The sequence below is a fragment of the Streptomyces polyasparticus genome (genome assembly GCF_014493765.1).
Taxonomy (GTDB): Bacteria; Actinomycetota; Actinomycetes; order Streptomycetales; family Streptomycetaceae; genus Streptomyces; species Streptomyces polyasparticus.
This window is the reverse complement of record NZ_JACTVJ010000019.1, coordinates 136,270-158,575: the sequence shown is the minus strand read 5'-3', so window position 1 is coordinate 158,575 and position 22,306 is coordinate 136,270. Positions and strand designations below refer to the sequence as shown.

23 protein-coding genes are annotated in these 22,306 nt (G+C 71.8%); 10 read left to right on the top strand and 13 right to left on the bottom strand.

Annotated elements, in window-relative coordinates; genetic code table 11:
- Positions 1 to 15 precede the first annotated feature (15 nt).
- Entirely contained in the window at positions 16 to 531 is a 516-nt protein-coding gene (locus H9Y04_RS33600; RefSeq protein WP_187817917.1) for a tetratricopeptide repeat protein, read from the top strand.
- A gap of 179 nt (positions 532 to 710) precedes the next feature.
- Here the strand turns inward: H9Y04_RS33600 and H9Y04_RS33595 are convergent, their stop codons facing one another.
- Positions 711 to 1,538 (bottom strand): DUF6397 family protein, encoded by an 828-nt coding sequence (locus tag H9Y04_RS33595; protein ID WP_187817916.1) that lies wholly within the window; start codon positions 1,536 to 1,538, stop codon positions 711 to 713.
- A 179-nt stretch (positions 1,539 to 1,717) separates the two neighbouring features.
- On the bottom strand, positions 1,718 to 2,131 hold the full coding sequence (locus H9Y04_RS33590) for a roadblock/LC7 domain-containing protein (RefSeq protein ID WP_187817915.1): 414 nt from the start codon (positions 2,129 to 2,131) through the stop codon (positions 1,718 to 1,720).
- A gap of 76 nt (positions 2,132 to 2,207) precedes the next feature.
- On the opposite strand from H9Y04_RS33590, the gene H9Y04_RS33585 reads away from it, so the two are divergent.
- A complete protein-coding gene (locus H9Y04_RS33585; protein ID WP_187817914.1) occupies positions 2,208 to 2,636 on the top strand; it encodes a PPOX class F420-dependent oxidoreductase in 429 nt (142 codons plus the stop codon).
- A 34-nt stretch (positions 2,637 to 2,670) separates the two neighbouring features.
- Here H9Y04_RS33585 and H9Y04_RS33580 read toward each other — a convergent pair whose 3' ends face one another.
- The 5 genes from H9Y04_RS33580 to H9Y04_RS33560 form a co-directional block, all read right to left on the bottom strand.
- Entirely contained in the window at positions 2,671 to 3,276 is a 606-nt protein-coding gene (locus H9Y04_RS33580; protein ID WP_187817913.1) for a GTP-binding protein, read from the bottom strand.
- Complete coding sequence (locus H9Y04_RS33575; RefSeq protein WP_187817912.1) at positions 3,257 to 3,673, bottom strand: DUF742 domain-containing protein; 417 nt, start codon at positions 3,671 to 3,673, stop codon at positions 3,257 to 3,259. Before H9Y04_RS33575 ends, H9Y04_RS33580 begins: the two co-directional genes overlap by 20 nt.
- Before the next feature lie 15 nt (positions 3,674 to 3,688).
- On the bottom strand, positions 3,689 to 4,126 hold the full coding sequence (locus H9Y04_RS33570) for a roadblock/LC7 domain-containing protein (protein WP_187817911.1): 438 nt from the start codon (positions 4,124 to 4,126) through the stop codon (positions 3,689 to 3,691).
- Complete coding sequence (locus H9Y04_RS33565; RefSeq protein WP_187817910.1) at positions 4,123 to 6,729, bottom strand: sensor histidine kinase; 2,607 nt, start codon at positions 6,727 to 6,729, stop codon at positions 4,123 to 4,125. Before H9Y04_RS33565 ends, H9Y04_RS33570 begins: the two co-directional genes overlap by 4 nt.
- 70 nt (positions 6,730 to 6,799) lie before the next feature.
- A complete protein-coding gene (locus tag H9Y04_RS33560; RefSeq protein WP_187817909.1) occupies positions 6,800 to 7,573 on the bottom strand; it encodes an MHYT domain-containing protein in 774 nt (257 codons plus the stop codon).
- Between the two features lie 203 nt (positions 7,574 to 7,776).
- Here H9Y04_RS33560 and H9Y04_RS33555 point away from each other — a divergent pair, with 203 nt between their 5' ends.
- The 3 genes from H9Y04_RS33555 (at position 7,777) to H9Y04_RS33545 (ending at position 9,948) form a co-directional block, all read left to right on the top strand.
- Positions 7,777 to 8,376 (top strand): class I SAM-dependent methyltransferase, encoded by a 600-nt coding sequence (locus H9Y04_RS33555; protein WP_187817908.1) that lies wholly within the window; start codon positions 7,777 to 7,779, stop codon positions 8,374 to 8,376.
- 88 nt (positions 8,377 to 8,464) lie between these two features.
- Positions 8,465 to 8,815 carry a hypothetical protein gene (locus H9Y04_RS33550; RefSeq protein WP_236071799.1) on the top strand — a complete coding sequence of 117 codons (351 nt, stop codon included), beginning with the start codon at positions 8,465 to 8,467 and terminating at the stop codon, positions 8,813 to 8,815.
- A gap of 74 nt (positions 8,816 to 8,889) precedes the next feature.
- Positions 8,890 to 9,948, top strand: coding sequence for a hypothetical protein (locus H9Y04_RS33545; RefSeq protein ID WP_187817907.1), 1,059 nt, complete (start codon positions 8,890 to 8,892; stop codon positions 9,946 to 9,948).
- Between the two features lie 120 nt (positions 9,949 to 10,068).
- Here the strand turns inward: H9Y04_RS33545 and H9Y04_RS33540 are convergent, their stop codons facing one another.
- Both H9Y04_RS33540 and H9Y04_RS33535 read right to left on the bottom strand, forming a co-directional pair.
- The gene (locus H9Y04_RS33540) at positions 10,069 to 10,251 is read right to left on the bottom strand and encodes a tail-anchor membrane protein (RefSeq protein ID WP_187817906.1); all 183 of its coding nucleotides are present in this window, start codon (positions 10,249 to 10,251) and stop codon (positions 10,069 to 10,071) included.
- 141 nt (positions 10,252 to 10,392) lie between these two features.
- The gene (locus tag H9Y04_RS33535) at positions 10,393 to 11,433 is read right to left on the bottom strand and encodes a fatty acid desaturase family protein (RefSeq protein WP_187817905.1); all 1,041 of its coding nucleotides are present in this window, start codon (positions 11,431 to 11,433) and stop codon (positions 10,393 to 10,395) included.
- A 300-nt stretch (positions 11,434 to 11,733) separates the two neighbouring features.
- On the opposite strand from H9Y04_RS33535, the gene H9Y04_RS33530 reads away from it, so the two are divergent.
- Positions 11,734 to 14,532: an SCO1167/SCO6262 family helicase gene (locus tag H9Y04_RS33530; RefSeq protein WP_187817904.1), complete on the top strand. Its 2,799-nt coding sequence runs from the start codon at positions 11,734 to 11,736 to the stop codon at positions 14,530 to 14,532.
- Complete coding sequence (locus H9Y04_RS33525) at positions 14,529 to 15,788, top strand: SWIM zinc finger family protein (RefSeq protein WP_187817903.1); 1,260 nt, start codon at positions 14,529 to 14,531, stop codon at positions 15,786 to 15,788. Before H9Y04_RS33530 ends, H9Y04_RS33525 begins: the two co-directional genes overlap by 4 nt.
- 42 nt (positions 15,789 to 15,830) lie before the next feature.
- Here the strand turns inward: H9Y04_RS33525 and H9Y04_RS46250 are convergent, their stop codons facing one another.
- Both H9Y04_RS46250 and xylA read right to left on the bottom strand, forming a co-directional pair.
- Positions 15,831 to 16,388, bottom strand: coding sequence for a hypothetical protein (locus tag H9Y04_RS46250; RefSeq protein ID WP_214661882.1), 558 nt, complete (start codon positions 16,386 to 16,388; stop codon positions 15,831 to 15,833).
- A gap of 222 nt (positions 16,389 to 16,610) precedes the next feature.
- A complete protein-coding gene (xylA, locus tag H9Y04_RS33515; protein ID WP_187817902.1) occupies positions 16,611 to 17,777 on the bottom strand; it encodes a xylose isomerase in 1,167 nt (388 codons plus the stop codon).
- Positions 17,778 to 17,982: 205 nt separating this feature from the next.
- Here xylA and xylB point away from each other — a divergent pair, with 205 nt between their 5' ends.
- Positions 17,983 to 19,434 (top strand): xylulokinase, encoded by a 1,452-nt coding sequence (xylB, locus tag H9Y04_RS33510; protein WP_187817901.1) that lies wholly within the window; start codon positions 17,983 to 17,985, stop codon positions 19,432 to 19,434.
- An 11-nt stretch (positions 19,435 to 19,445) separates the two neighbouring features.
- On the top strand, positions 19,446 to 20,672 hold the full coding sequence (locus H9Y04_RS33505) for an ROK family transcriptional regulator (RefSeq protein ID WP_187817900.1): 1,227 nt from the start codon (positions 19,446 to 19,448) through the stop codon (positions 20,670 to 20,672).
- Positions 20,673 to 20,694: 22 nt separating this feature from the next.
- On the opposite strand, the gene H9Y04_RS46245 is transcribed toward H9Y04_RS33505, so the two are convergent.
- Positions 20,695 to 20,865 (bottom strand): hypothetical protein, encoded by a 171-nt coding sequence (locus H9Y04_RS46245; RefSeq protein ID WP_236071817.1) that lies wholly within the window; start codon positions 20,863 to 20,865, stop codon positions 20,695 to 20,697.
- Positions 20,866 to 20,924: 59 nt separating this feature from the next.
- Positions 20,925 to 21,053: a hypothetical protein gene (locus H9Y04_RS47570; RefSeq protein ID WP_268980527.1), complete on the bottom strand. Its 129-nt coding sequence runs from the start codon at positions 21,051 to 21,053 to the stop codon at positions 20,925 to 20,927.
- 592 nt (positions 21,054 to 21,645) lie between these two features.
- Here H9Y04_RS47570 and H9Y04_RS46240 point away from each other — a divergent pair.
- Complete coding sequence (locus H9Y04_RS46240; protein ID WP_214661881.1) at positions 21,646 to 22,299, top strand: helix-turn-helix transcriptional regulator; 654 nt, start codon at positions 21,646 to 21,648, stop codon at positions 22,297 to 22,299.
- Positions 22,300 to 22,306 lie beyond the last annotated feature (7 nt).

The following is a 22,306-nucleotide window of genomic DNA, read 5'->3' as shown; positions in this document are numbered from 1 at the left end:
TGTACGGTGCACATCATGAGCACCGAGACGAGCACGTCGGGCGAGCGTGACCAACAGCTGCGCGCAGCGGTCCGTTTGCGTGAGCAGGGGCAGCGGGAAGAGGCGCGCGAGATGCTCGTGGCGCTTGCCGAGCAGTATCCGGATGATGTCGAGGTCGCATGTCAGACCGCGTGGGTGCATGACGCGCTCGGGCTCGAGGCGGAGGCCGTGCCGTATTACGTCACGGCCGTCTCGGCGCCCGGGCTGTCGCCCGAGGACCGAGCCGGTTCGCTGCTCGGGCTCGGGTCGACCTACCGTGCGCTCGGCCGGTATGCGGAGGCCGTCGCCACGCTGGAGGCGGCCTGTGCGGAGTTCCCCGAGGACACGGCGCTGCAGACCTTCTTCGCCATGGCGCTGCACAACGTCGGGCGCGGCAAGGAGGGCATGGAGCTGCTCCTCACGCTCCTTGCCACCACCAGCAGTGACCCACAGATCGCCTCGTACCGGCCGGCCTTGGAGGAGTACGCCAAGGATCTCGACGCCACCTTCTGATTCTGGCTTCTGGCTTCTGGCTTCTGGCTTCTGGCCAACTCCGGCCACCGGCCGGCGAATCCCGGACCACGCCTGAACCCCAGGCTCAACCCTTCGGCCTCCACCCTTCGACAGCCTCCCCTCCCCTCCCTTCCCCTCCCGCGCTGCCCCTGCCCCTGCCCCTGCCCAACTTCACCCCCTCAACCCCCCACCCCCACCTCCCCCCGCGCCACCGAAACCGCCAGCGCAAGCAGCACCCGGTAGCCGTGGATCTCCTCCGGGAGGGCGGCGCACATCATGTGTTCGGCGAGGAGTTCGCCCGGTGAGGGGACGGCGCCCGGGCGGCCCGGGGCCGGATCGTGGCGCAGGCGGTTGAGGCGGGCGCGGTCGTGTGGGTCGGTGATGACGTCGGCGACGTCGGTCGGGTCGAGGAACGAGGCCGTGACGGCGGCCCGTTCCCAGGGCCCCACGGCCTGCCCGAGCAGGTGCTGGTGCATACGGTCCCGCCAGCTCGCCGGCCGCATGTCCTCGCCGCCGCGCAGCCTGCGGCTCATCGCGTCGGGTGCACGGCCGACGAGCAGATCGGGGTGGGCGGCGCCGAACTCGCGGACCTCTTCGGCGAAGTAGAGCCAGACCACCGACCGGTAGCGGTTCAGCTGGAATCTGGCCGGGGCCAGCAGGCCCGCTCTGGCGATCCGGGTGAAGCGGTCCTTGGCGATGCCGAGCATCTCGGCTGCCCCGGACGTGCCCGCGAGCCGTACGCGGTTGCCGAGCGTGGCCGGGAAGCCTTCGCCTGCCTGCAGCCGGTCCAGTTCCGTGCGCGTGACATGGCGTGGGCGTCCGCCGTCCGGTGGGGGCACGGTGGCGATGAGCCCTCGCAGGACGGCGAGTTCGAACTCCCCGCGTGTGAGCAGCAGCTCTTTGGCGGCCCAGGATGCCGGATGGGTCTCCTCGGGCGCCTCGGCCGACCGCCGTTCCAGGTCTTCGATCGGCGGGTACAGCGCGGCAGTTGTGTCGATGACGGTCATGACGGTCTCCCCCGTGAGTGCGCTCAAGGCGAGGAGCGCGATTACTCTCGGTGAAGAAGTTAGCCCGATCGACGCCCGAGCGTGCGAGCCTGTGGATAACTCATATAAGGCCAGGTCAAAGCCGTGTCCGGGGAATTGGAAGGGAATCGGAAGGGAATCGGAAGCGGATCACAAGCGCATCAGAAGTCGACCACAGGGGTCCGCCCCGGCTGCCGGGCCTCGACCCCGAGATGCTCGCCGACCCGGTTCACGAGCAGGGTCATCTCGTAGGCGACCTGCCCGATGTCCGCCTCCGCGGAGCTGAGCACGCACAGGCAACTGCCTTCGCCCGCCGCCATCACGTACAGGACGGCGTCGTCGAACTCGATCAGGGTCTGGCGCACCTTGCCCGTGCCGAAGTGGCGCCCGGAGCCCTTGGCGAGGCTGTGCAGTCCGGAGGAGACCGCGGCCAGATGCTCGGCGTCCTCGCGGACGAGTCCGCTGCTCGTGGCGGTCACCAGGCCGTCGTTGGACAGCACCAGCGCATGCCGGACGTGGTCGACCCGCTTGGTCAAGTCGTCCAGCAGCCAACCCAGTCCCGTGCCCTCTGCCATCACGTGCCCCTCCCCCTAGTGCAGTTCGCCGCAAGCCTTCACCAGAGATGCCCGACGGGCAAGCGATGATGGCCATATGGCACAGAAGATGACCGAGGAACAGTGGCGCGCCTTCGTTTCGCAAGGCACGCGTACCGGCAAGCTCTCCACCGTCCGCGCCGACGGCTCACCGCACATCGCACCGGTCTGGTTCCTGCTCGACGGTGACGACCTCGTGTTCAACACCGGCAAGGAGACCGTCAAGGGCCGCAATCTCGCCCGCGACGGGCGCGTGGCGCTGTGTGTGGACGACGACCGGCCGCCGTTCGCGTTCGCCGTGATCCAGGGCGAGGCGCGGATCAGCGAGGACCTCGAGGAGGTACGGCACTGGGCGACCCGGATCGCCGCGCGCTACATGGGTGAGGACCGGGCCGAGGAGTACGGCGCGCGCAACGGCGTCCCGGGCGAGCTCCTCGTCCGAGTGAAGATCACGAAGGTGCTCGCCCAGGGCGCCGTATCCGACTAGAACCGCTGACCCGACCGGGTCGAGCTGGAACCGCTCACCCCACCGAGTCGAGCAGCCGGGCGGTGTGCATCCGCCCGGCGTACTCGACCAGCCGGATGAGCACCTCCTTTCCCGAATCACGGTCGCGTGCGTCGCACAGCACGACCGGTGTGCCCCGGTCGAGGTCGAGGGCGCGGGAGACGTCCTGAGCACCGTAGGCACGCGCCCCCGCGAAGCAGTTCACGGCGACGACGAAGGGGATGCGACGATGCTCGAAGTAGTCCACCGCGGGGAAGCAGTCCTCGAGCCGCCGGGTGTCCGCGAGGACGACGGCGCCCAGCGCACCCTGCGAGAGCTCGTCCCACAGGAACCAGAAGCGGTCCTGGCCCGGGGTGCCGAACAAGTACAGCGAAAGACCGCTGCGAATCGTGATGCGTCCGAAGTCCATGGCCACCGTGGTGGTGGTCTTCTGGTCCACGGCGGCCACGTCGTCGACGGACTCCCCGATCTCGCTGAGTTGTTCCTCGGTGCGCAGCGGACGTATTTCACTGACCGCACCGACCAGGGTGGTCTTGCCCACCCCGAACCCCCCGGCGACCAGGATCTTCAGCGCAAGCGCGGTGGTATCGGCGCCGGCGCCTTCAGAGTGCTCGGAGGCCATCGATCACTTCTCTCAGGATCTTTTCGTCGGGTAGCTGTGCGGGCGGCACCGGACGGGTCACCTTGACGACGCCCAGTTCGAGCAGGTCGCCGAGGAGCACACGGACCACACCCACCGGAAGGTCGGCGTCCGCGGCCAGTTCGGCCACCGACTGGGTTTCGGTGCGGCACAGTTCGATCAGTGCGCGGTGTTCCGGGCCGAGCGCGGTGTCGTCGCCCATCTCGGGCGCCGCGGTGTCCAGGCTGACCAGGGCGATCAGGTCGAACCGCACTCCGCTGGGGCCCGGGCTGGTGCGCCCGCCGGTCATCGCGTACGGGCGCACCAGGGGTCCCGCTTCGGCGTCGTACCACTGGGCGCCGGGTTCGGGTGGCTCGGTGTCGCCCCGTAGCTTTCTCATGGCGAGCCTCCCCGCTCAGCCCGCGGCCGGCGGCTGTACGGCGAACCGCGGCGGCGTGTAGAGATGTTCGCCGACCCGCTTCACCAGACGGGCCATCTCGTACGCGATGAGCCCGATGTCGGCGGTGGCGGTGGACATGACGGCGAGACAGGAGCCGTCACCGGCTGCGGCCACGAACAGGAAGCCGTCGTCCATCTCGACCATGGTCTGGCGCACCCCGCCGACCCCGAAGTGCCGGCCCGCGCCCTTGGCGAGACTGTGGAATCCGGAGGCGACGGCGGCCAGGTGCTCGGCGTCCTCGCGGCGCAGCGCGCTCGAAGAGCCCACGGCCAGGCCGTCGTTGGACAGGACCACGGCATGGCGGACCTCGGTGACGCGCAGGACGAGATCGTCCAGGAGCCAGTCGAGTTCGCCGGAGCGGGTCGCTGTGCCGATTCTCGGGTCCTGGATCATGCGTGGTCTCCTTCGCGGTTGCTGCCGGGCGTACGGAGCTCACCGGCGCTGCCCGGCGTGAAGTCAGGGGTCTCGTCGGACCTGCGGCCCGCGGGGCGGCCTCCGCCTCTGGTCCAGCCGTCGCGGTAGGCGGTCATCCGGTCCCTGACCTGCTCCGGGGTGCGTTCTTCGGTGCCCTGCGCCTGGGCGGGTGGTTCGGGCGCCTCGGGGGCGGGTTCCTCGCGCAGCTGGGGTGCGAGGTTCGCCTGGCGTACACGGCGCGGGAGATCCGCGGTGGCGTCCTCGTCGGCTGCCGGTTGGGCCGCGGCTCCGTTGCGCGGCGGTGTCTGCTCCTCGCTGGTGCGGGTGTGCAGCCGCAAGGCGGTCACCCCGCGCGGAGCGGGTGCCTCGGGCATGGCCGCGAGCGCGGGCCGGGGCCCGGGGACGGGTGCGCCTCCGCCGACTTCGCGCAGGGGGCCGGCGCCGGGTACGCGGGCGTGCTCGGCGGCGGGCTCGATCTCCTCGGGTGCGGGACGGCCGCCGCCCTTGGGCAGCGAGTCCTGCAGGAGCGCGGTCGGCAGCAGGACGACCGCGGTGGTACCTCCGTACGGCGAGGTGCGCAGATGCACCTTGATGCCGTGGCGGGCCGCGAGCCGGCTGACGACGAACAGGCCGAGCCGGTCGCTGTCGAACAGGTCGAGTGCCTCGGACTGTTCGATGCGGCGGTTGGCCTCCGCGAGGCGCTCCTTGCCCATGCCGAGGCCGCGGTCCTCGACTTCGAGGGCGTAGCCGTTGCCTACGGGTTCGCCGCTGACGCGCACCTTGGTGTGCGGAGGGCTGAAGGAGGCGGCGTTCTCGACGAGTTCGGCGAGCAGGTGCGTGAGGTCGGCGACCGCGGCGCCGACGACGGCGCTCTCGGGCAGCTGCCGCACCTCGACGCGCGCATAGTCCTCGACCTCGGACACGGCGGCCCGTACTACGTTGGTGAGCGAGACCGGCATACGCCAGGCACGTCCGGGTGCGGCGCCGGAGAGGATGATCAGGGACTCGGCGTGCCGCCGCATACGGGTGGTGAGGTGGTCGAGCCGGAACAGGTCGCTCAGCTCGTTGGGGTCCTCTGCCCGGCGCTCCATGGAGTCGAGCAGGTTGAGCTGGCGGTGCACCAGGACCTGGCTGCGGCGCGCGAGGTTGACGAAGACGCCGGAGATGCCGCTGGCGAGTTCGGCGCGCTCGATGGCCGCGCTGAGTGCGGCGCGGTGCACGGTGCCGAGGGATTCGGAGACCTGGCCGATCTCGTCCTGCGCGGGCGGTCCCGGCGGGGCCTCGGCCTGGATGTCGATGTCCTCGCCCGCCCTCAGCCGCCGCATGGCGCTGGGGAGTTTGCGGCGGGCGATCTCCAGGGCGGTGTTGCGCAGCGAGACCAGTTCGACGACGAGCGCGCGGCCGATCCGTACGGAGATCACCAGCGAGGCGGCGACGGCGATGAGGCCGAGCAGCACCGCGGCACCGGCGGGGGTGAGGACTCCGCGGGCGAACGGGTCGGCGCGGTCGGCGGCGCGCTGTCCGGCGTCCGTCTCGATGCCCCGCAGTTCGTCCTGGACCTCGGTGTACGCCTTGTCCCAGACACCCGCGTCGATGGCGTCGGCGGCCTTGGCGCCGGACGGTGCGGCGAGGACCTTGTCCTCGACCGCGAGGACGTCGGCGTAGGCGCTGCCCTTCTCCAGCTCGCGCCAGGCGTCGCGCTCCTCGCCGCGCAGATCCTGGACGGCGGAGCCGAGGAGGGTGCGGCGGGTCTCGACGGCGCCGATGAAACTCTGCAGCCGCGCGCCTTCGAGGGTCTTGGTCAGCTGGGCGGTGGAGAGCAGCGCGTCCTCGCGGGCGAGCATCTCGGCGGCCCGGGAGAACTCGAGCACCACGCGCGCGTCGGAGCCGACTTCGGCGTCCTGGACGCCGGTGAGCGCGCCGCCGACGGCGAAGGCCTTGCCGATGGTCTCGGTGTATTTGTCGTAGGCCTCGTCCCATCCCGTACGCCGGTCGAGGACCGTCTCGCGCAGGGCGGCCAGGCCGTCGGCGTCGTCGACGAAGGAGCCGAGGCGGGTGGCGACTCCGGAAGGGAGGTCGGCGCCGTCGGCCACGGTGTGGGTCTTGCCGAGGCGCAGCTTCCCGAGCGCCTTGTCGGTCTGTGCGGCCTGGCCGCGCAGTTCGTCGGCGCGGGAGTCGTCGGGGCGGGCCGCATAGGCGATGGCGGCGGCGCGCTCGGCCTGGAGCTCGGCGACGACCGAGGCCACAGGCGTGCGAACCGTTTCGTCAACGCGCTGCAACTGGCTGAGCCGGCTGACGTCTTGGGCGGTGGTCACCGTGGCGTACGCCCACAGGGCGATCAGCGAGACGACCGGGACCATCAGGAGGCAGACGATCTTCGCCCGGACCCGCCGGGGCCGAAGCTGCCACACGGGGCCGCTCTCGGGCGGCAGGGATATGTCGGCCGGTGCCGTGGGGCCTTCGTCAGGCTGTTCGTCGGCAGGCGGACCCGCGTGGGCACGGCGGCCGCGCACCGGGGGCGCGGATGCCGCTTCGGGGCCGTTTCGGCCCGGGGAGCCTGGGGTGTTGCGGGGTGTACGCATGGCCTCCTCGCTCTGGATCAGGGACGGTGCGGTGCGGCCGGGCCGGTCGGCGGGCGACCCGGCCGCACCGCTAGGGAAGTGCGCCCTCGAGGGGCCGCTGGGCCGAGGCGGAGGCCTCGCGCTCGGTGGCGGTCGGGGAGAGCGCGACAAAGGCTGAGGTCAAGAAGAGGTAGGACCCGAGGCCCACGGCAAGGGGGAAGATGAACTGCATGGCCGAGGCCCCGGGGAGTGCGACGGAATCCGGCGCGACCTGCACGCTGACGGCCATCATCCCGGTGTAGTGCATGCTGCTCACCGCGCCGCCCATCACCACCGAGGCGACGGCGACGGCGACGGGTGACTTGATGTTGAGTGCCGCCCACAGGGCGGCGGTGGCGGCGACGACCGCGATGACCACGGAGAGGCCGACCAGGGCGGGGTCGTACTCCACCTTTCCGTGCAGCCGGAGTGCGGCCATGCCGAGGTAGTGCATGCTCGCGACGCCGAGACCGGTCGTGAGCCCGCCGAGGAAGAGCGCGCGGCCGCGGTCCTTGCTGTAGCCGACGGCGAAGACGCCCACGCCGACGACGAGCATCGCGACGACCAGGCTCAGAATCGTCAGCGGCACGTTGTAACGGATCTCCGTGCCGGTGACGCTGAAGCCCAGCATCGCCACGAAGTGCATCGTCCAGATGCCGGTGCCGATCGCGGAGGCCGCCGTGATCAGCCAGTTGCGGCGCGATCGCCCAGTGGCGGCGAGCGCGCGTACGGTGCAGCGCAGTCCGAGTGCGGCGCCAATACAGGCCATCACATACGACAGCGCGGGTGTAAGCCAGCCGAAGGCGGCGTGGTCCAGGTGTCCCATGCCTCCGGGACGCTAGTCGTGAAGGCGGCGTGAAGAGGGGGCGCATTTCGAAAGCTGGCCGAATATGACAGGGAGATGTGCAAGAACGATCGTCGCGCGCTCGAACATGCGCACCGCACGGACGTACGGAACCTGAATCCATTCCGCGCGGAGGTTCGAACGATGCCGTCCACCGTGGCCCGAGTTGGGGGATCATGAACCGCATGAGCGACGACCCGAAAGATGTGCAGGAGTTCTTCGGTGCCCGCGCGGCCGACTGGGACTCACGCTTCCCCGACGACGGCCCCGCGTACGAGCGAGGTGTCGCCGCGATCGGCCTGCGCCATGGGGACAGGGTGCTCGACGCGGGGTGCGGCACGGGCCGCGCACTTCCAGTGCTGCGCGCGGCGGTCGGGTCCGAGGGGACCGTACTCGGCGCCGATCTCACGCCGGCCATGCTCCACGAGGCGGTCCGCGCGGGACGCGACGCGGCCGGCTCCCTGCTGCTCGCCGATGTGGGCCGACTGCCGCTGCACGACGGCGTACTCGATGCCGTGTTCGGCGCGGGGCTGATCTCGCATTTGCCCGAACCGGCCGCGAATCTGCGCGAGTTGGCCCGGGTGGTACGTCCCGGCGGTCACCTCGCACTCTTCCACCCCATCGGACGCAAGGCTCTCGCCGCGCGCCGCGGCCGCCGGATCACCCCCGATGACCTGCGGGCCGAGCCCAACCTGCGGCCGCTGCTTGCCGGTTCGGGCTGGCGGATGATCTCGTACGTGGACGAGGACGCACAGTTTCTCGCTCTGTCGGTACGCGAGGTCTGAGCAACCGCTTCTGGATACGGCACACTTGGAAAGATCGGCCGGAGAACGGACCGCACGGCCGTGCCGCACAGGGGGAAGGTGATCGCATATGTCCGAGCGTCATCCGGTGCTGCGCAAAATAGGCAGACTCTTCCAGGCCGACGGACGTGAGCCCGGCCAGACCGCGCCGCCCGACGTCACGGGGAAGACGGTGCCGCGACAGCCCGCAGGACCGGAGCACCGTACGCACAACATCTTCGAGGCGGCGGCCGCATACGTGACCGCGTGCGTCGACGACGATCAGGAGAAGCAGGACGAAGCGGCAGGCTGGGTGCAGCCCGAGGCGCTGCATTTCGGGATCAACGAGCTCGCCTGCCGGGCGGTCATCGCACTGGCCCGTGAGCGCGACGAGTCGCCGCGGGACGTGGCCCGTACCCTCCTGGGTCTGCCGGCCGTCTGACCTGCCCCTCGACGAGTCGGTTACCCACTGGTTAGGGTGCGCCGACGAAGTCTGCGAAAGGGGAGGGCACTGCCATGGCCGGGAGCGACGCGGATACCGCCGTCGACGACGACGCGCTGTATGTGCTGACCGCGGTGCTGCTGACGCCTGCGAAGTTTCCGAGCGTGCTCGGTGACGACTACCCGGAGGCCTGCGCGGCGCTCGGTCTGCTGCCGATCGTCGACGGGTACGGCCTGGTGCTCGGGCAGGATTCTCAGGGTGCCCGGTGGACCGTGGTGACCGACGACGTGTCGCTTGTGGCGGTCGCGATCGCCTCCTGGGACTGCGGTATGGAGTACGAACTCTCCCCCGGCGACAGCACGGTGGTCAGCGCGCTGCCGGGCTGGCCGCTCGCGGTCGCCGTGGCGGCGCCGGGTATCCCGGCGCCGCACGACCCGGAGCCCGACCCCGACGACCCCGACGGCCTGGTCCTCTCCCCGCCGGACAGCAGCACCTGGGGACCGGCCCAACGACGCCTGAGCGCGGACGAGATAGCGCTGCAGTGGGCGATCTGGCGGGCGCGGGTCGATGAGGCGGATGAGGGGCCCGCGGACGCAGAGCTGTCAGAGGAAGCCGAGGCGGCCGAGCGGGTCGAGGAGGCCGAGGTCGCGGTATCCGCTGAAGGTGACGCCGTGGACGCGGGCTCGGACGCAGGCGCAGCCTCGGACGGCGAGACCGGCGGCGATACGGCCGGCGACGACAGCAGCGACACCAAGGGCGACAGCGACGCTGTGAACGATGAGCCGCAGGACTCGACGGACTCCGAGCCGGAGCCCGAGCCCGACGGAGCCGACCCGGACCCTGAGGACGCCGCAGCCGCAGCCGACGGGTCCCCCATCCGCCGTGTCCTGGCCGAGGCCCGTGCCTACATCGACACTCCCCCGCCGCTCGGCCGGGTGCGGTCCGCCTTCGCCTCGGGCGAGGCGCGCACGCTGCGGGCCGACGGTCCCGGCTGGTCGATGGTGGCCCGCACCGACGACATCGCGTTCGTGCTGCTGGACGAGGAGCCGGGCGAGGTGCTCCCCGTGGGCCGCGGCCCCGAACTCCCGGGACTCCTCGAAGCATTGGACAAGATGGCGGTCCGCCCGTCCTGACCCGCCGCTTCGGCGGACCGGCACATCCACGGGCCCGTAGGCGAGCGGGGTGCGGACCTCGACGGTCCGCACCCCGCTCCCGTACGCGCTACAGGAAATCCGTGTCAGGAAAGAAGGCGCTCAGCGCCCCAGCTCCTTGCGTGACACCCGCCGCAGCCGGCGCCGCTGTGATTCGTCGAGGGTCAGATACGCCGCGGTCGGCACTCCGAGGACGATGAGCAGCGCTGCCCACCAGGGCAGCCAGATCAGCAGGATGATCCCGGCCGCCACACCACCCGCGGCGATTTTCGCGTTCCTGGACATCAGTGTCGCCTCCTTCGCGGCCGCAGCCGCTCTCTGCAGTGGAGAACGGGCCCGCCGCCGCCCTGGTTCCAGTCTGAACCCTGACTCGACCCTGAGGTCCGCCCCGGAGAGTTCCCCTACTCGGCTCCTCGTCTCCTCCGCCTATTCGACCCGCAGCGGCTCCCCCACCTCCCGCAGATGCCCGAGCGCCTGCCGGTACGAGTCCACGGCTCCGGTCTCCGCGTAAGGGATGCCCAGATCACGGCAGTGGGCGCGCACCAGCGGCTGGGCGAGGCGCAGGTTCGGGCGCGGCATATTCGGGAAGAGGTGGTGCTCGATCTGGTAGTTCAGGCCGCCGAGCAGCCAGTCCGTGACCGGGCCGCCGCGGATGTTGCGCGAGGTGAGGACCTGGCGGTGCAGATGGCCCCAGCGTTCCGTGCTGCTGTCCGGCATCGGCATGCCCTTGTGGTTGGGCGCGAAGGCCATGCCCAGGTGCAGTCCGAACAGCGCCTGGTGCAGGAAGGCGAACAGCAGGGCCTTGCCGGGCGGGAGGACGGTGAGGAGCAGCGTCGCGTACGCGGCGACGTGCAGCAGCAGGAGCAGGCCTTCCACGGTGCGTTCGCGCGGGGACTGGCGGCGCAGGTCCTTGAAGCCCTGGATCTTGAGGTTGATGCCTTCGAGCAGACAGAGCGGGAAGAACAGCCACGCCTGGTGACGGGTGAGCCAGGCCTTGAAGCCTGTACGGCCCGCGACATGCTGGTCGGCGAAGACCAGGACATCGGGTGCCACGTCCGGGTCCTTGTCGACGTGGTTGGGGTTGGCGTGGTGGCGGTTGTGCTTGTCGTTCCACCAGGCGGCGCTGGTGCCGACGAGGACATTCGCGTGGATCAGGCCGAGCACCCGGTTGACCTGGCGCTTGTCGGCGATCTGCGAGTGGCCGGCGTCGTGCCCGATGAACGAGGTGCGCGCCGAGAACAGCGCGAGGGGCACCGCGAGCAGCAGAGTCCACCAGGAGTTGCCGACGAGCACCATGGCGGTCACCACGGCGGCGAGCGCAAGGGCGTTCACGGCGATACTGCGGGCGTACCAGCCGGTGCGGCGCTCGAGGAGTCCCTGGCCCTTGACGGCGCGCAGGAGTGGCGCGAACTCGCTTCCGCGGGGTGCGGGGGCAGGACGCTCCAGTAGGGGTGCTGCGGTGGTCATGGCAGGTCTCCGGTCTCTTCACGATCGGTCTGACCTGCTTAAACGTAGGTTTCCGCTACCTGCCGTGACCATGGCGCCACCACCCGGCCCTGCGGGGGTGGTGACCCCCTTCCCACGGGGGGCCAGCACCCGGCCGCGGTGGCCCCAACACCACCATCACCCGCGGATGTGACGGGCCTCACACCCGGCACCCCTCGCCGCCGGAAGATCGTCGTGTATCCTCGGCCGCTCCCGTCGCTAGTCAAACTTGAGGAATCAGCCATCGCTGTGCACAGGTTCGTCCCGCCCACCGCTGCCGAGATGCTTCAACTCACCCGTTGCGCGGTGGTGTTCCTGCCCGCCACGCCCGCACGTACCAGCCGGTTCGCGTTCTGGAGCGAGGACGGAGGCGCCCCCGAAGGAGCCGTCGAGACTCTGACCGTCGTACTGCCCGGCGAGGAGGGCGTGGAGCAGGTACAGGTGCCCGTGCGCGTGCTCGGCGTACGCGCGGCAGTGCCCGTACTCGCCCGTGCGCGCACCCGCGACGAGGCGCATCCCGCCGCGGCGTTCTGGGGCGCCGCCACGCTGTTCGCTCTCCAACTGACCGCGCGGGGACTGCTGTTGCCCGGGCTGACCGCTCAGGACGAGGACGCCTGGCGGGCCGGCCCGCTGACCGCGGACGATCTGGAGCTGGTGCGCGAGCTGGCCGCCGCGATGCCGCCGCAGGCGCACGCCGCTCCCCTCTCCTCCGCCGGGGACGAACTGCTGTTGCCCGAGCCCGAGTTGCTCGTACGGCAGTTCCTTGACGCGGTCGCCGACACCCTGCCCCGCTCCCCCGCGGCCCACCTCGCCGCGGGCCGGCAGGCGTACGCGGTGGACGAGCCGCAGCGGCTGCCGGAGCAGCGCGACTGGGCGGCGGACGTGGCGGCGGGTCATGACGCCGGAGTGCGGCTGTCCCTGCGGATCGAGGTGCCCGGGCTGCAGGAGGGCGCGGCCCTCTTCCGTGCCGTGCTGCAGATGCACAGCGCCGCCGATCCGACCGCGATCGCGGATGCCGCCGACGTCTGGGCCGAATCCGGCGCCGCGGCAGGGGCGTTCGGGCCGCGCAGCCGGATGGACGCGCTCCTTGCGCTGCGCCGTGCGGTGCGCGCGTGGACGCCGTTGACGCCGCTCCTGACGGCGGCCGTGCCGGATGCGGTGGAGCTCGCCGACGAGGAGATCGCCGAACTGCTCGGCGATGCCGCACGGGCTCTGGCGGGTGCGGGTGTCGAGGTGCACTGGCCGCGTGAGCTGGCCCGCAAGCTGACGGCACGCGCGGTGGTCGGACCTCCGGGCGATGACGGTCGCGGAAGCGACGGTGCCCCGTCGATGCTCTCGCCCGACGCGCTGCTCGCGTTCAACTGGCGTTTCGCCCTGGGCGAGCAGGAGTTGACGCGCGCCGAGCTCGATGCGCTCGCCGAGTCGCACCGCCCGCTGATCAGGCTGCGTGACCAGTGGGTCCTCATCGACCCCGAGGAGGCCCGGCGCGCCCGCGCCCACGAGGACCGCAAGGTCACGCCGGTGGACGCGCTCGGCGCGGTCCTCACCGGTTCCACCGAGGTCGACGGCCGCCGCGTCGAGGTGACCGCGAGCGGCTGGCTGGCCGCGCTGCGCGACCGTCTCGCCGACCCCGAGGCGGCCCGCGAGGTCGCCCAACCGGCCGCGCTCACCGCGACGTTGCGTGACTACCAGCTGCGCGGTCTCGGCTGGCTCGCCACGATGACCGAGCTCGGTCTCGGCGGCTGTCTCGCCGACGACATGGGTCTCGGCAAGACCATCACGCTCATCTCCCTGCATCTGCACCGGCAGCAGACCGAGACCACGGCCGGCCCGACGCTGGTCGTCTGCCCCACCTCCCTGATGGGCAACTGGCAGCGCGAGATCGAGAAGTTCGCGCCGGGTACGCCCGTACGGCGCTTCCACGGCCAGGCCCGCAGCCTCGACGCTCTCGGTGGCGACGAGTTCGTGCTCACCACGTACGGGACGATGCGCCTGGACGCGGGCACGCTCGCCGCCCGGACCTGGGGCATGGTCGTGGCGGACGAGGCCCAGCACGTGAAGAACCCTTACTCCGCCACCGCCAAGCAGCTGCGCACTCTGCCCGCGCAGGCCCGGGTCGCGCTCACCGGCACGCCGGTCGAGAACAACCTCTCCGAGCTGTGGGCCATCCTCGACTGGACCACGCCCGGGCTGCTCGGCCGCCTCGGCACCTTCCGCGGCCGTTACGCGCAGGCCGTGGAGAGCGGACAGGACCCGGCGGCCGCCGAACGGCTCGCGAAGCTGGTCCGCCCGTTCCTGCTCCGCCGCCGCAAGTCCGACCCGGGTATCGCGCCCGAACTGCCGCCCAAGACCGAGACGGACCGCGCCGTTTCGCTCACGGCCGAGCAGACCGGGCTCTACGAGGCCGTGGTGCGCGAGACACTCGCCGCCATCTCGGAGGCGGACGGCATGGAGCGCCGCGGCATGATCGTCAAGCTGCTCACCGGGCTCAAGCAGATCTGCAACCACCCTGCGCAGTACCTCAAGGAGGAGCGCCCGGCCATCACAGGACGCTCCGGCAAGCTGGAGCTCCTCGACGAGCTGCTCGACACGATCCTCGCCGAGGACGCGAGCGTCCTCGTCTTCACGCAGTACGTGCAGATGGCCCGCCTCATCGAGCAGCATCTGGCCGCCCGTGGTGTACGCACCCAGTTCCTGCACGGCGGGACGCCGGTGGCCGAGCGCGAGGCCATGGTGGGCCGGTTCCAGGAAGGTGAAGTGCCGGTGTTCCTCCTGTCGTTGAAGGCGGCGGGCACGGGGCTGAACCTGACGCGGGCCGAGCACGTCGTGCACTACGACCGCTGGTGGAACCCCGCCGTCGAGGCCCAGGCCACCGACCGCGCGTACCGGATCGGCCAGACCCGTCCCGTGCAGGTGCACCGCCTGATCGCGGAGGGCACGATCGAGGACCGGATCGCCGCGCTCCTGGAGCGCAAGCAGGATCTCGCCGACTCCGTGCTCGGCTCCGGCGAGGCAGCCCTGACCGAACTCACCGATGCCGAACTGGCCGAGCTGGTCCAGCTGCGAGGAGATGCCCGATGACCGTCGGTGAAGAGCGCACCTTCGAACCCCTGCCGCCCGCCCACGGACGCGGCTTCGCGATGACCTGGTGGGGCCAGGCCTGGCTCAAGGCCCTGGAGGACACGGCACTGGACAACCAGCAGACCAAGGTGGGCCGCAGGCTCGCCCGGGCCGGCGCGGTCGGTGCCGTGTCGGTGCGTCCGGGACGGATCACAGCCGTGGTCCAGGACAAGGGGCGCCAGCCCTGCCGTTCCGATGTGCTGCTGCAGCAGCTGTCCGACGAGGCCTGGGACCGCTTCCTCGACATGGCGGTGGAGAGCTCTGGGCACATCGCGGCGCTGCTCGACCGCGAGATGCCGCCGCACCTGGTCGAGGACGCGGCCGCGGTGGGCATCGAACTGCTCCCGGGCATCGGCGACTTGGAGCCCGAGTGCAGCTGCGAGGCCTGGGACCACTGCGGCCATACGGCCGCGCTCAGCTATCAGATGGCGCGGCTGCTCGACCAGGATCCCTTCGTGCTGCTTCTGATGCGCGGCAGGAGCGAGCGAGCGCTCCTGGACGAGCTGCAAGTACGGAGCGTCGCGCGGGCCTCCGCAGCGCCGCAGGAGCCCGCCGAACCGGTGCTCGCCCAGGGCGTGAGGGCCGACGAGGCATACGCGATGGGGGCGATCCTGCCGCCGCTGCCCGCACTCCCGGCGCTGCCGGAGGCACCGGGGCAGCCGCCCGCCCTCGACACCGAGACGGCGCCCGCGCCCGGACTCGACGTCCGCGCCGTGGAGTTCCTGGCGCGCAGCGCCACCACGACCGCCCATCAGCTGCTCACCGCGGCGCTGTCGGACCGACCGCTCGCCGCGCTTCCGGCGCAGGACCAGGACGCGGTACGGCTGGCCGTCGGCGCACCCGCCGAGGTCCGCGCACGCCTTGCCGAGGGCACCGGGCGCAGCCGGGACGCGCTCGAACTGGCCGTGCAGGCCTGGGAGTTCGGTGGCGCGGCGGCTCTCGACGTACTCGAGAACGCGTGGACACCGGACACGGACGACGCGGTGCGCGCACGGGCCGCGCTGGACGCGGCCTGGGAGGAGGACGAACGCCCGCGCCTCAACGCCTCGCGCAACCGCTGGACGCTGGCCGACGCGCCGGCCCAACTGCGCTTCGGGCGTGACGGCCGCTGGTGGCCCTATCGCAAGGAGCGCGGACGCTGGACGCCGGCCGGTCCGGCGGCGCAGGATCCGGCGGCGGCGCTGGCCGGTCTGGTGGCGGGCGAGCAGGGCGACTAGGGCACGGCCCGCCCGGCGGTCCTCCTTGAGCCGAGTTTCGCCTCACCTCTGCTCGCCGCCCGGCAGCCCCCTGGCCACGACGTCCTCGCCGGACGGTGCGCCGAAGCCCGTCGGCAGCGCGCTGGGGAACCCGCTCGGCAGGTCCGTGGGCAGGGCGGTCGGAAACTCCGTGGGGAAGTCGCTGGGCAGCTCCGTCGGCAGGGCGGTGGGCAGTTCGGAGGGGATGCTCAGGGACGGGGTCGGCTTCTTCGTGGTGGTGGGGTCGGGCTTGTCCCCGTCCCCGTTCCCGCCGCCGTCGCCCCTGGCGACCAGGACCACGGCGGCGATGACGCCCACGGCCACGATGAGGGCGAGCAGCAACAGGAGCCCGGTGCGCCGGCCAGGGCCGCCGCCGTCCGGAGGCTCCCCCGGCGGACCGTAACCGCCGGGAGGCCCGTATCCGCCGCTGTCGCCCGGCGGGCCGTATGCGCCGGATCCGTGGCCACCCGGGGGCCCTTGCCCACCGGGCGGACCGTAACCGGCGCCGTCGGAAGGGGGTCCGAAGCCTCCGCCCGACGGCGGCTGGATCGGTGGCTGCGGCGGCACGGGAGGCATGGCCATACCGTCAAGAGTCACCCCGAATCGCTCAGGACGCGACCCCCGCATGGAAGTTGGCGGCTCCCGTCCGGATAAGGCCTGCCCGGCGGACAGTCCGGTCGGGGCCGTCCGCCGGACCAACCGGGTGGGCCCTGCCCCGCCGGGCGGTCGGGCGGTCGGGCTGTCGAGCGAGCGGTCGAGCGGGGGCCACCTCACCGGACAGCCCCCGCCACCCCCGCACCCCGATCAGCCGCGCGCCCCCAGCAGATGGTCCATCGCCAGCTGGTCGAGCCGCTCGAAGGCCATCCCGCGCCCGGCGGCGGCATCCACGTCGAACTCCTCGAACGCGCCCTTGTCCGCGAGCAGCCCGGCGAGGCCGTCCGCGGCGGTGGGCTTGGCGAGCTGGTCGAGGCGGGCGTCCAGCAGTGCCTGCTGCACGTCGGGGTCGGCCCGGAAGGCGGCCGAACGCTCGCGCAGGATCAGGTAGTTGCGCATACAGCCCGCGGCCGACTCCCACACGCCGTCGAAGTCCTCGGTGCGCGGCGGCTTGAAGTCGAAGACCTTCGGACCGCTGTACCCGGCCGACTCGAGGAGGTCCACGAGCCAGAACGCAGCACGTACGTCGCCGACTCCGAAGCGCAGGTCCTGGTCGTACTTGATGCCGTTCTGGCCGTTGAGGTCGATGTGGTAGAGCTTGCCGGCCCACAGGGCCTGGGCGATGCCGTGCGGGAAGTTGAGGCCTGCCATCTGCTCGTGGCCCACCTCCGGGTTGACGCCGAACAGTTCGGGGCGTTCGAGCCGCTCGATGAACGCCAGGGCGTGGCCCACCGTGGGCAGCAGGATGTCGCCGCGCGGCTCGTTGGGCTTCGGCTCGATGGCGAAGCGCAGGTTGTAGCCCTGCTCGGTGACGTACTCGCCGAGCAGGTCGAAGGCCTCCTTCATGCGGTCGAGCGCGTCGCGCACATCCTTCGCGCCGCCCGACTCCGCGCCCTCGCGGCCGCCCCAGGCGACATAGGTCTCGGCGCCGAGTTCGACGGCGAGGTCGATGTTGCGGATGACCTTGCGGATGGCATAGCGGCGGATGTCGCGGTCGTTGGCGGTGAAGGCGCCGTCCTTGAACACCGGGTGCGTGAACAGGTTCGTGGTGGCCGCGGGCACCTTCATGCCGGCGGCGTCCAGCGCCTGCCGGAACCGCTTGATGTGCGACTCGCGTTCGGCGTCCGTCGACCCGAAGGGGATCAGGTCGTCGTCGTGGAAGGAGACGCCGTACGCGCCCAGTTCGGCGAGGCGCTGCACCGTCTCGACCGGGTCGAGCGCCGCCCGGGTCGGGTCGCCGAACGGGTCCTTGCCCTGCCAGCCCACGGTCCACAGACCGAAGCTGAACTTGTCCTCGGGTACCGGCTGATACGTCATCGCCCTTGCTCCTTCTCGTGCGGCGACGGCCCGGGCCGCTTGGTCTCGGGTCCATCACACCTGCGGGTGTGGCTGTCAGAGCTATTTCGTCATGCCGATTGACAAATTAGTATCCGGGGACGCGCCTGGAAACCCCCCAGTCGTCGGGCGGACGATGGACGGCCAGCAACGCCGCCGCCCGGACCGAGGCCGAACGGAGAACGCCATGACCGCAGCCGAAGGACCGCTCGTCGTCGGTGTGGACAGTTCCACGCAGTCCACGAAAGCCGTGGTCGTCGACGCCTCGACCGGCCGTGTGGTGGCGAGCGGCCAGGCGCCGCACACCGTCACCTCCGGCGCGGGCCGCGAGAGCGATCCCGAGCAGTGGTGGCAGGCGCTGTGCGCCGCTGTCGACGCCTGCGGCCCCGCGGCGCGCGAGGCTGCCGCGGTGTCGGTCGGCGGCCAGCAGCACGGCCTGGTGACGCTGGATGCGGCGGGCCGCCCGGTGCGTCCGGCGCTGCTGTGGAACGACGTGCGTTCGGCCCCTCAGGCGCAGCGGTTGGTCGAAGCGCTCGGCGGCCCCAAGGCCTGGGCGGAGCGGATCGGCAGTGTGCCGGGCGCCTCGTTCACCGTGGGCAAGTGGGCCTGGCTCGCGGAGCACGAGCCGGACGCGGCCGCGGCGACGGCCGCGGTGCGGCTGCCGCACGACTACCTCACGGGCCGGCTCACGGGCGAGGGCACCACCGACCGCGGTGACGCCTCGGGCACCGGCTGGTGGTCCGCGGCGACCGGCTCGTACGACGAAGAGGTCCTGGAGCTGGCCGGCCTCGATCCCGCACTGCTGCCCCGGGTCGTACAGCCCGGCGAGGTGGCGGGCACCGTGCGCGCGCTGCCGGAACTGCCTTTCTCGCAGGGCGTGTTGGTGGCCCCGGGCACCGGCGACAACGCGGCCGCCGCACTCGGCCTGGGCTTGCGTCCCGGCGCGCCCGTGCTCAGCCTCGGCACGTCCGGCACGGTGTACGCGGTGGCGCGGCAGCGTCCCGCGGATCCGACCGGCACGGTCGCGGGGTTCGCGGATGCGCGCGGCGACTGGCTGCCGCTGGCCTGCACCCTGAACTGCACCCTCGCCGTGGATCGGATCGCCGCGCTGCTCGGCCGCGACCGCGAGGCCGTCGAGGCGGGCGGCTCGGCGACACTGCTGCCGTTCCTGGACGGTGAGCGGACCCCCAACCTGCCGGGCGCGTCCGGCCTGTTGCACGGCCTGCGCCACGACACCACCCCCGGCCAGCTGCTCCAAGCCGCCTACGACGGGGCGGTGTTCGCGCTCCTGCAGGCCCTCGATCTGGTGCTCGCCGTGGACGGCGCACCCACCGAAGAGCCCCTGCTCCTGATCGGCGGCGGGGCGCGCGGGCGCGCGTGGCAGGAGACCGTACGCAGGCTCAGCGGCCGCGCCGTACAGGTCCCCCGGGCCGCCGAACTGGTCGCGCTCGGCGCGGCCGCCCAGGCCGCGGGGCTGCTGACCGGCGAGGATCCGGCGGCAGTGGCCCGGCGTTGGGGCACGGCCGAGGGGCCGGTGCTCGAACCGACGGCCAGGGACGACGAAGCGCTCGACCGCATCGCCGCCGTCCTCGGCGACGCGACACCCCTCCTGTCCGCCGACCGCAACTCCACCCCCTGAGGAGCCCCATCATGACCACCGAGCTCCCCGGCAACGGCGGTTTCGGCGACCCCGCGTTCCTGCCGAACACCCAGCAGGGCATCCGCCGGCGCAATCTCTCCCTCGTCCTCCAGGCCATCACCGCGCACGGCCCGCTCTCCCGCGCCGCCGTGGCCTCCCGGATCGGCCTGACCCGGGCGGCTGTCTCGACCCTCGTCGACGAACTGATCCGCGCCGACCTGCTCGTCGAGCTCGGCCCCGAACGCCCCGGCACCGTGGGCCGACCGGGCAGCGCCCTGACCGTGGGCGAGCGCGGGCCCGTCGGCCTCGGCGCCGAGATCGGCGTCGACCATCTCGCGGTGTGCGCGGTCGATCTGCACGGCAAAGTCCGCGCCCGCGCCTCCCTGGCGAGCGACAACCGCGGCCGCCCGCCGGAGCCCGTACTCAAGGAACTCGCCCGTCTCGTACGGGAGGTGATCACCGCGAGCCGCAGCGCAGGCCTGCGCCCCGCCGGGCTCGCGGTGGCGGTACCCGGCCTGGTGGCCCGCGATTCGCACACCGTGGTGCGCGCCCCGAACCTGGGCTGGAGCGAACTCGACCTCGGCCCCTACCTGCTCGACGGGCTGCCGCTGAGCGTGGACAACGAGGCCAATCTGGGCGCGCTCGCCGAGCTGTGGATCGGCGGCGATCCGGCCCCGCAGGACTTCGTCCATGTGTCGGCGGAGATCGGCATCGGTGCCGCGGTCGTCGTCGGCGGCCGGCTCCTGCGCGGTACGCACGGCTTCGCGGGCGAGCTGGGACATATGCCGGTGCGCCCGGAGGGACCCGCCTGCCCGTGCGGCGGACGCGGCTGCCTGGAGCAGTACGCGGGCGAGGAGGCGGTGCTCCGCGCGGCCGGACTCCCGTACGGAGAAGGGGGCATAGGGCTGCTCGCGACCCGCGCGGAAGAGGGCGATGCCCAGGTGCGCCGGGCGCTGCGCGGAGCAGGTGCGGCACTCGGGATCGCGCTGTCCGGCGCGGTCAATCTCCTCGATCCGCAGACGGTGGTCCTGGGCGGCGCCCTGTCCCGCCTCTCCCCCTGGCTCCTTCCGTCCCTGGAGCGCGAACTGGCCCGCCGCACGGCGGATCCCGCGCGCCCGAGGGGCGGCACCGTCACCGTGTCCCGGCTCGGCTCGGAGGGCCCGCTCCTCGGCGCGGCGCATTCGGTCGTACGGGCGGTCCTGGACGATCCGGCGTCGGTGGCGGGAGCGCAGCGCTGAGGAACGACACGCCTGGGTCCCTCTAGAAGGGGAGGCCCAGGCGTTCGATAAGCGGGAAGGTGCTGTCGAAGTCCAGGTCGACGTGACGCTTGCCGGCCATCTCCGTGAGCTCCTGCGGTGTCGGCATGCCGGTCAGCTGCTCGAAGGACTTGAACAGGTTCTCCAGAACGGCCTGAGAGATGATCTCCAGCACGCTCGCGGGCTCATCGGTGGCATTCCAGAACGTGTGCCACTGGCCACGCGGCTTGAAGATCAGGTCACCCGGTCCGGCGCCTCGGTCTCCGTCCCGTCGACCAGGAACCGGTTGGCCACATGGCCGATGCTCGGAATGACCCTGCCCTCTTGCGCGCCCAGAACGCGGACGTCCGGCTTGTCGTTCATGGCTCCCCCTTTCCGAGGTGTCGCCCTTCCCAGATGTCGCAGGGGACGCTAACCACGTGCCGCCCGGCCCGATATACCTCACTTGGGGTATCCGCACGGCCTGCGATCGGTCCTACAGTCGATGGTGTGAGGGAGCGGGCACTGGAGAAGATCGCGCGCATGTCCCGGCAGCCGGGCGACCTCGTCACGTTCTGGCAGGAGGCGACGGAGGTTATCGCCGGCGCCGTGCCGTTCTACACGGCGCCCTGCTGGTACACCCTCGACCCGGCGTCCTTGCTCATCACCAGCCACTACCACCCCGGCATGACGGCCTTCCCGGCCGACTGGCTCGCCGAGGAGTACTACGGCGAGGACGTCAACCACCTTGCCGACGTGGCACTTTCGGGCCCGGGCATCAGCACGCTGCACGAGGCCACCGGAGGCGATCCCTCCCGCAGCCCTCGCTGGCGGCGCAACATGGCCCTCGGCGGGGACCAGGAGCTGATCGCCGGGCTGCGCTCGAAGTCCGGGGACGTCTGGGGAGCGCTCGGTCTGTACCGCGAGCAGGAACAGCCGATGTTCGACGAGACGGAGAAGCGCTTACTGCTGGCGCTTGCCCCGTATCTGGCGGAGCGCCCGCCGCGCCCTGCTGGCGGGCGAGGCCGCGGATCCGGACGGTCCCTACGCACCGGGCCTGCTGATCCTCACCGCCGCCTTGGACGTCGAATCGGTCACGCCCGGCGTCGAACGCTGGATGCGGGAGCTCCCCGACGGGGACTTCGACGCGGGGCGGCTGCCGTCCGTGGTGCCGGCCCTGGCGGGCCGGGTCCTGCGTACCGCCGAACACCCGGGGCGGCCGGGCGAGATGACGGTCGCCCGCGTTCTGTCATCGTCCGGGACCTGGCTGGTGCTGCACGGGGCGTGCCTGCAGTCGGCCGGTCCGCCCCGGATCGCGATCATCATCGAGCCGGCCCGTCCTGCCCGTATCCACTCGCTCCTGATGTCGGCGTACAGCCTCACCGCCCGCGAGCGGGAGGTGACCAGCCACATCCTGCAGGGAAGTTCCACCGCGGAGGTCGCCCAGGACCTGGTGATCTCCGTGCACACGGTGCGCCAGCATCTCAAGAGCATCTTCGGCAAAGCCGACGTACGAAGCCGGCGCGACCTCGTCGCCAAGGTCTTCTACGGACACTACGAACCCCGGCTGCGCGACAACGAACAGCGCACCGTCGCGGGCAAACCGGTGCGGGGCGGCCCGAAGGCCTGAAGGATCG

What these genes read in the sequence shown, in the direction of transcription:
- H9Y04_RS47570 (WP_268980527.1), bottom strand. Translation starts at nt 21,053, where the DNA reads ATGAACGACAAGCCGGACGTCCGCGTTCTGGGCGCGCAAGAGGGCAGG.
- H9Y04_RS33525 (WP_187817903.1), top strand. Translation starts at nt 14,529, where the DNA reads ATGACCGTCGGTGAAGAGCGCACCTTCGAACCCCTGCCGCCCGCCCAC.
- H9Y04_RS33550 (WP_236071799.1), top strand. Translation starts at nt 8,465, where the DNA reads ATGTCCGAGCGTCATCCGGTGCTGCGCAAAATAGGCAGACTCTTCCAG.
- H9Y04_RS33505 (WP_187817900.1), top strand. Translation starts at nt 19,446, where the DNA reads ATGACCACCGAGCTCCCCGGCAACGGCGGTTTCGGCGACCCCGCGTTC.
- H9Y04_RS33585 (WP_187817914.1), top strand. Translation starts at nt 2,208, where the DNA reads ATGGCACAGAAGATGACCGAGGAACAGTGGCGCGCCTTCGTTTCGCAA.
- xylA (WP_187817902.1), bottom strand. Translation starts at nt 17,777, where the DNA reads ATGACGTATCAGCCGGTACCCGAGGACAAGTTCAGCTTCGGTCTGTGG.
- H9Y04_RS33575 (WP_187817912.1), bottom strand. Translation starts at nt 3,673, where the DNA reads ATGAGAAAGCTACGGGGCGACACCGAGCCACCCGAACCCGGCGCCCAG.
- H9Y04_RS33560 (WP_187817909.1), bottom strand. Translation starts at nt 7,573, where the DNA reads ATGGGACACCTGGACCACGCCGCCTTCGGCTGGCTTACACCCGCGCTG.
- H9Y04_RS33600 (WP_187817917.1), top strand. Translation starts at nt 16, where the DNA reads ATGAGCACCGAGACGAGCACGTCGGGCGAGCGTGACCAACAGCTGCGC.
- H9Y04_RS33570 (WP_187817911.1), bottom strand. Translation starts at nt 4,126, where the DNA reads ATGATCCAGGACCCGAGAATCGGCACAGCGACCCGCTCCGGCGAACTC.
- H9Y04_RS33535 (WP_187817905.1), bottom strand. Translation starts at nt 11,433, where the DNA reads ATGACCACCGCAGCACCCCTACTGGAGCGTCCTGCCCCCGCACCCCGC.
- H9Y04_RS33580 (WP_187817913.1), bottom strand. Translation starts at nt 3,276, where the DNA reads ATGGCCTCCGAGCACTCTGAAGGCGCCGGCGCCGATACCACCGCGCTT.
- H9Y04_RS33540 (WP_187817906.1), bottom strand. Translation starts at nt 10,251, where the DNA reads ATGTCCAGGAACGCGAAAATCGCCGCGGGTGGTGTGGCGGCCGGGATC.
- H9Y04_RS33530 (WP_187817904.1), top strand. Translation starts at nt 11,734, where the DNA reads ATGCTTCAACTCACCCGTTGCGCGGTGGTGTTCCTGCCCGCCACGCCC.
- H9Y04_RS46250 (WP_214661882.1), bottom strand. Translation starts at nt 16,388, where the DNA reads ATGGCCATGCCTCCCGTGCCGCCGCAGCCACCGATCCAGCCGCCGTCG.
- H9Y04_RS33545 (WP_187817907.1), top strand. Translation starts at nt 8,890, where the DNA reads ATGGCCGGGAGCGACGCGGATACCGCCGTCGACGACGACGCGCTGTAT.
- H9Y04_RS33555 (WP_187817908.1), top strand. Translation starts at nt 7,777, where the DNA reads ATGAGCGACGACCCGAAAGATGTGCAGGAGTTCTTCGGTGCCCGCGCG.
- H9Y04_RS33565 (WP_187817910.1), bottom strand. Translation starts at nt 6,729, where the DNA reads ATGCGTACACCCCGCAACACCCCAGGCTCCCCGGGCCGAAACGGCCCC.
- H9Y04_RS33595 (WP_187817916.1), bottom strand. Translation starts at nt 1,538, where the DNA reads ATGACCGTCATCGACACAACTGCCGCGCTGTACCCGCCGATCGAAGAC.
- xylB (WP_187817901.1), top strand. Translation starts at nt 17,983, where the DNA reads ATGACCGCAGCCGAAGGACCGCTCGTCGTCGGTGTGGACAGTTCCACG.
- H9Y04_RS33590 (WP_187817915.1), bottom strand. Translation starts at nt 2,131, where the DNA reads ATGGCAGAGGGCACGGGACTGGGTTGGCTGCTGGACGACTTGACCAAG.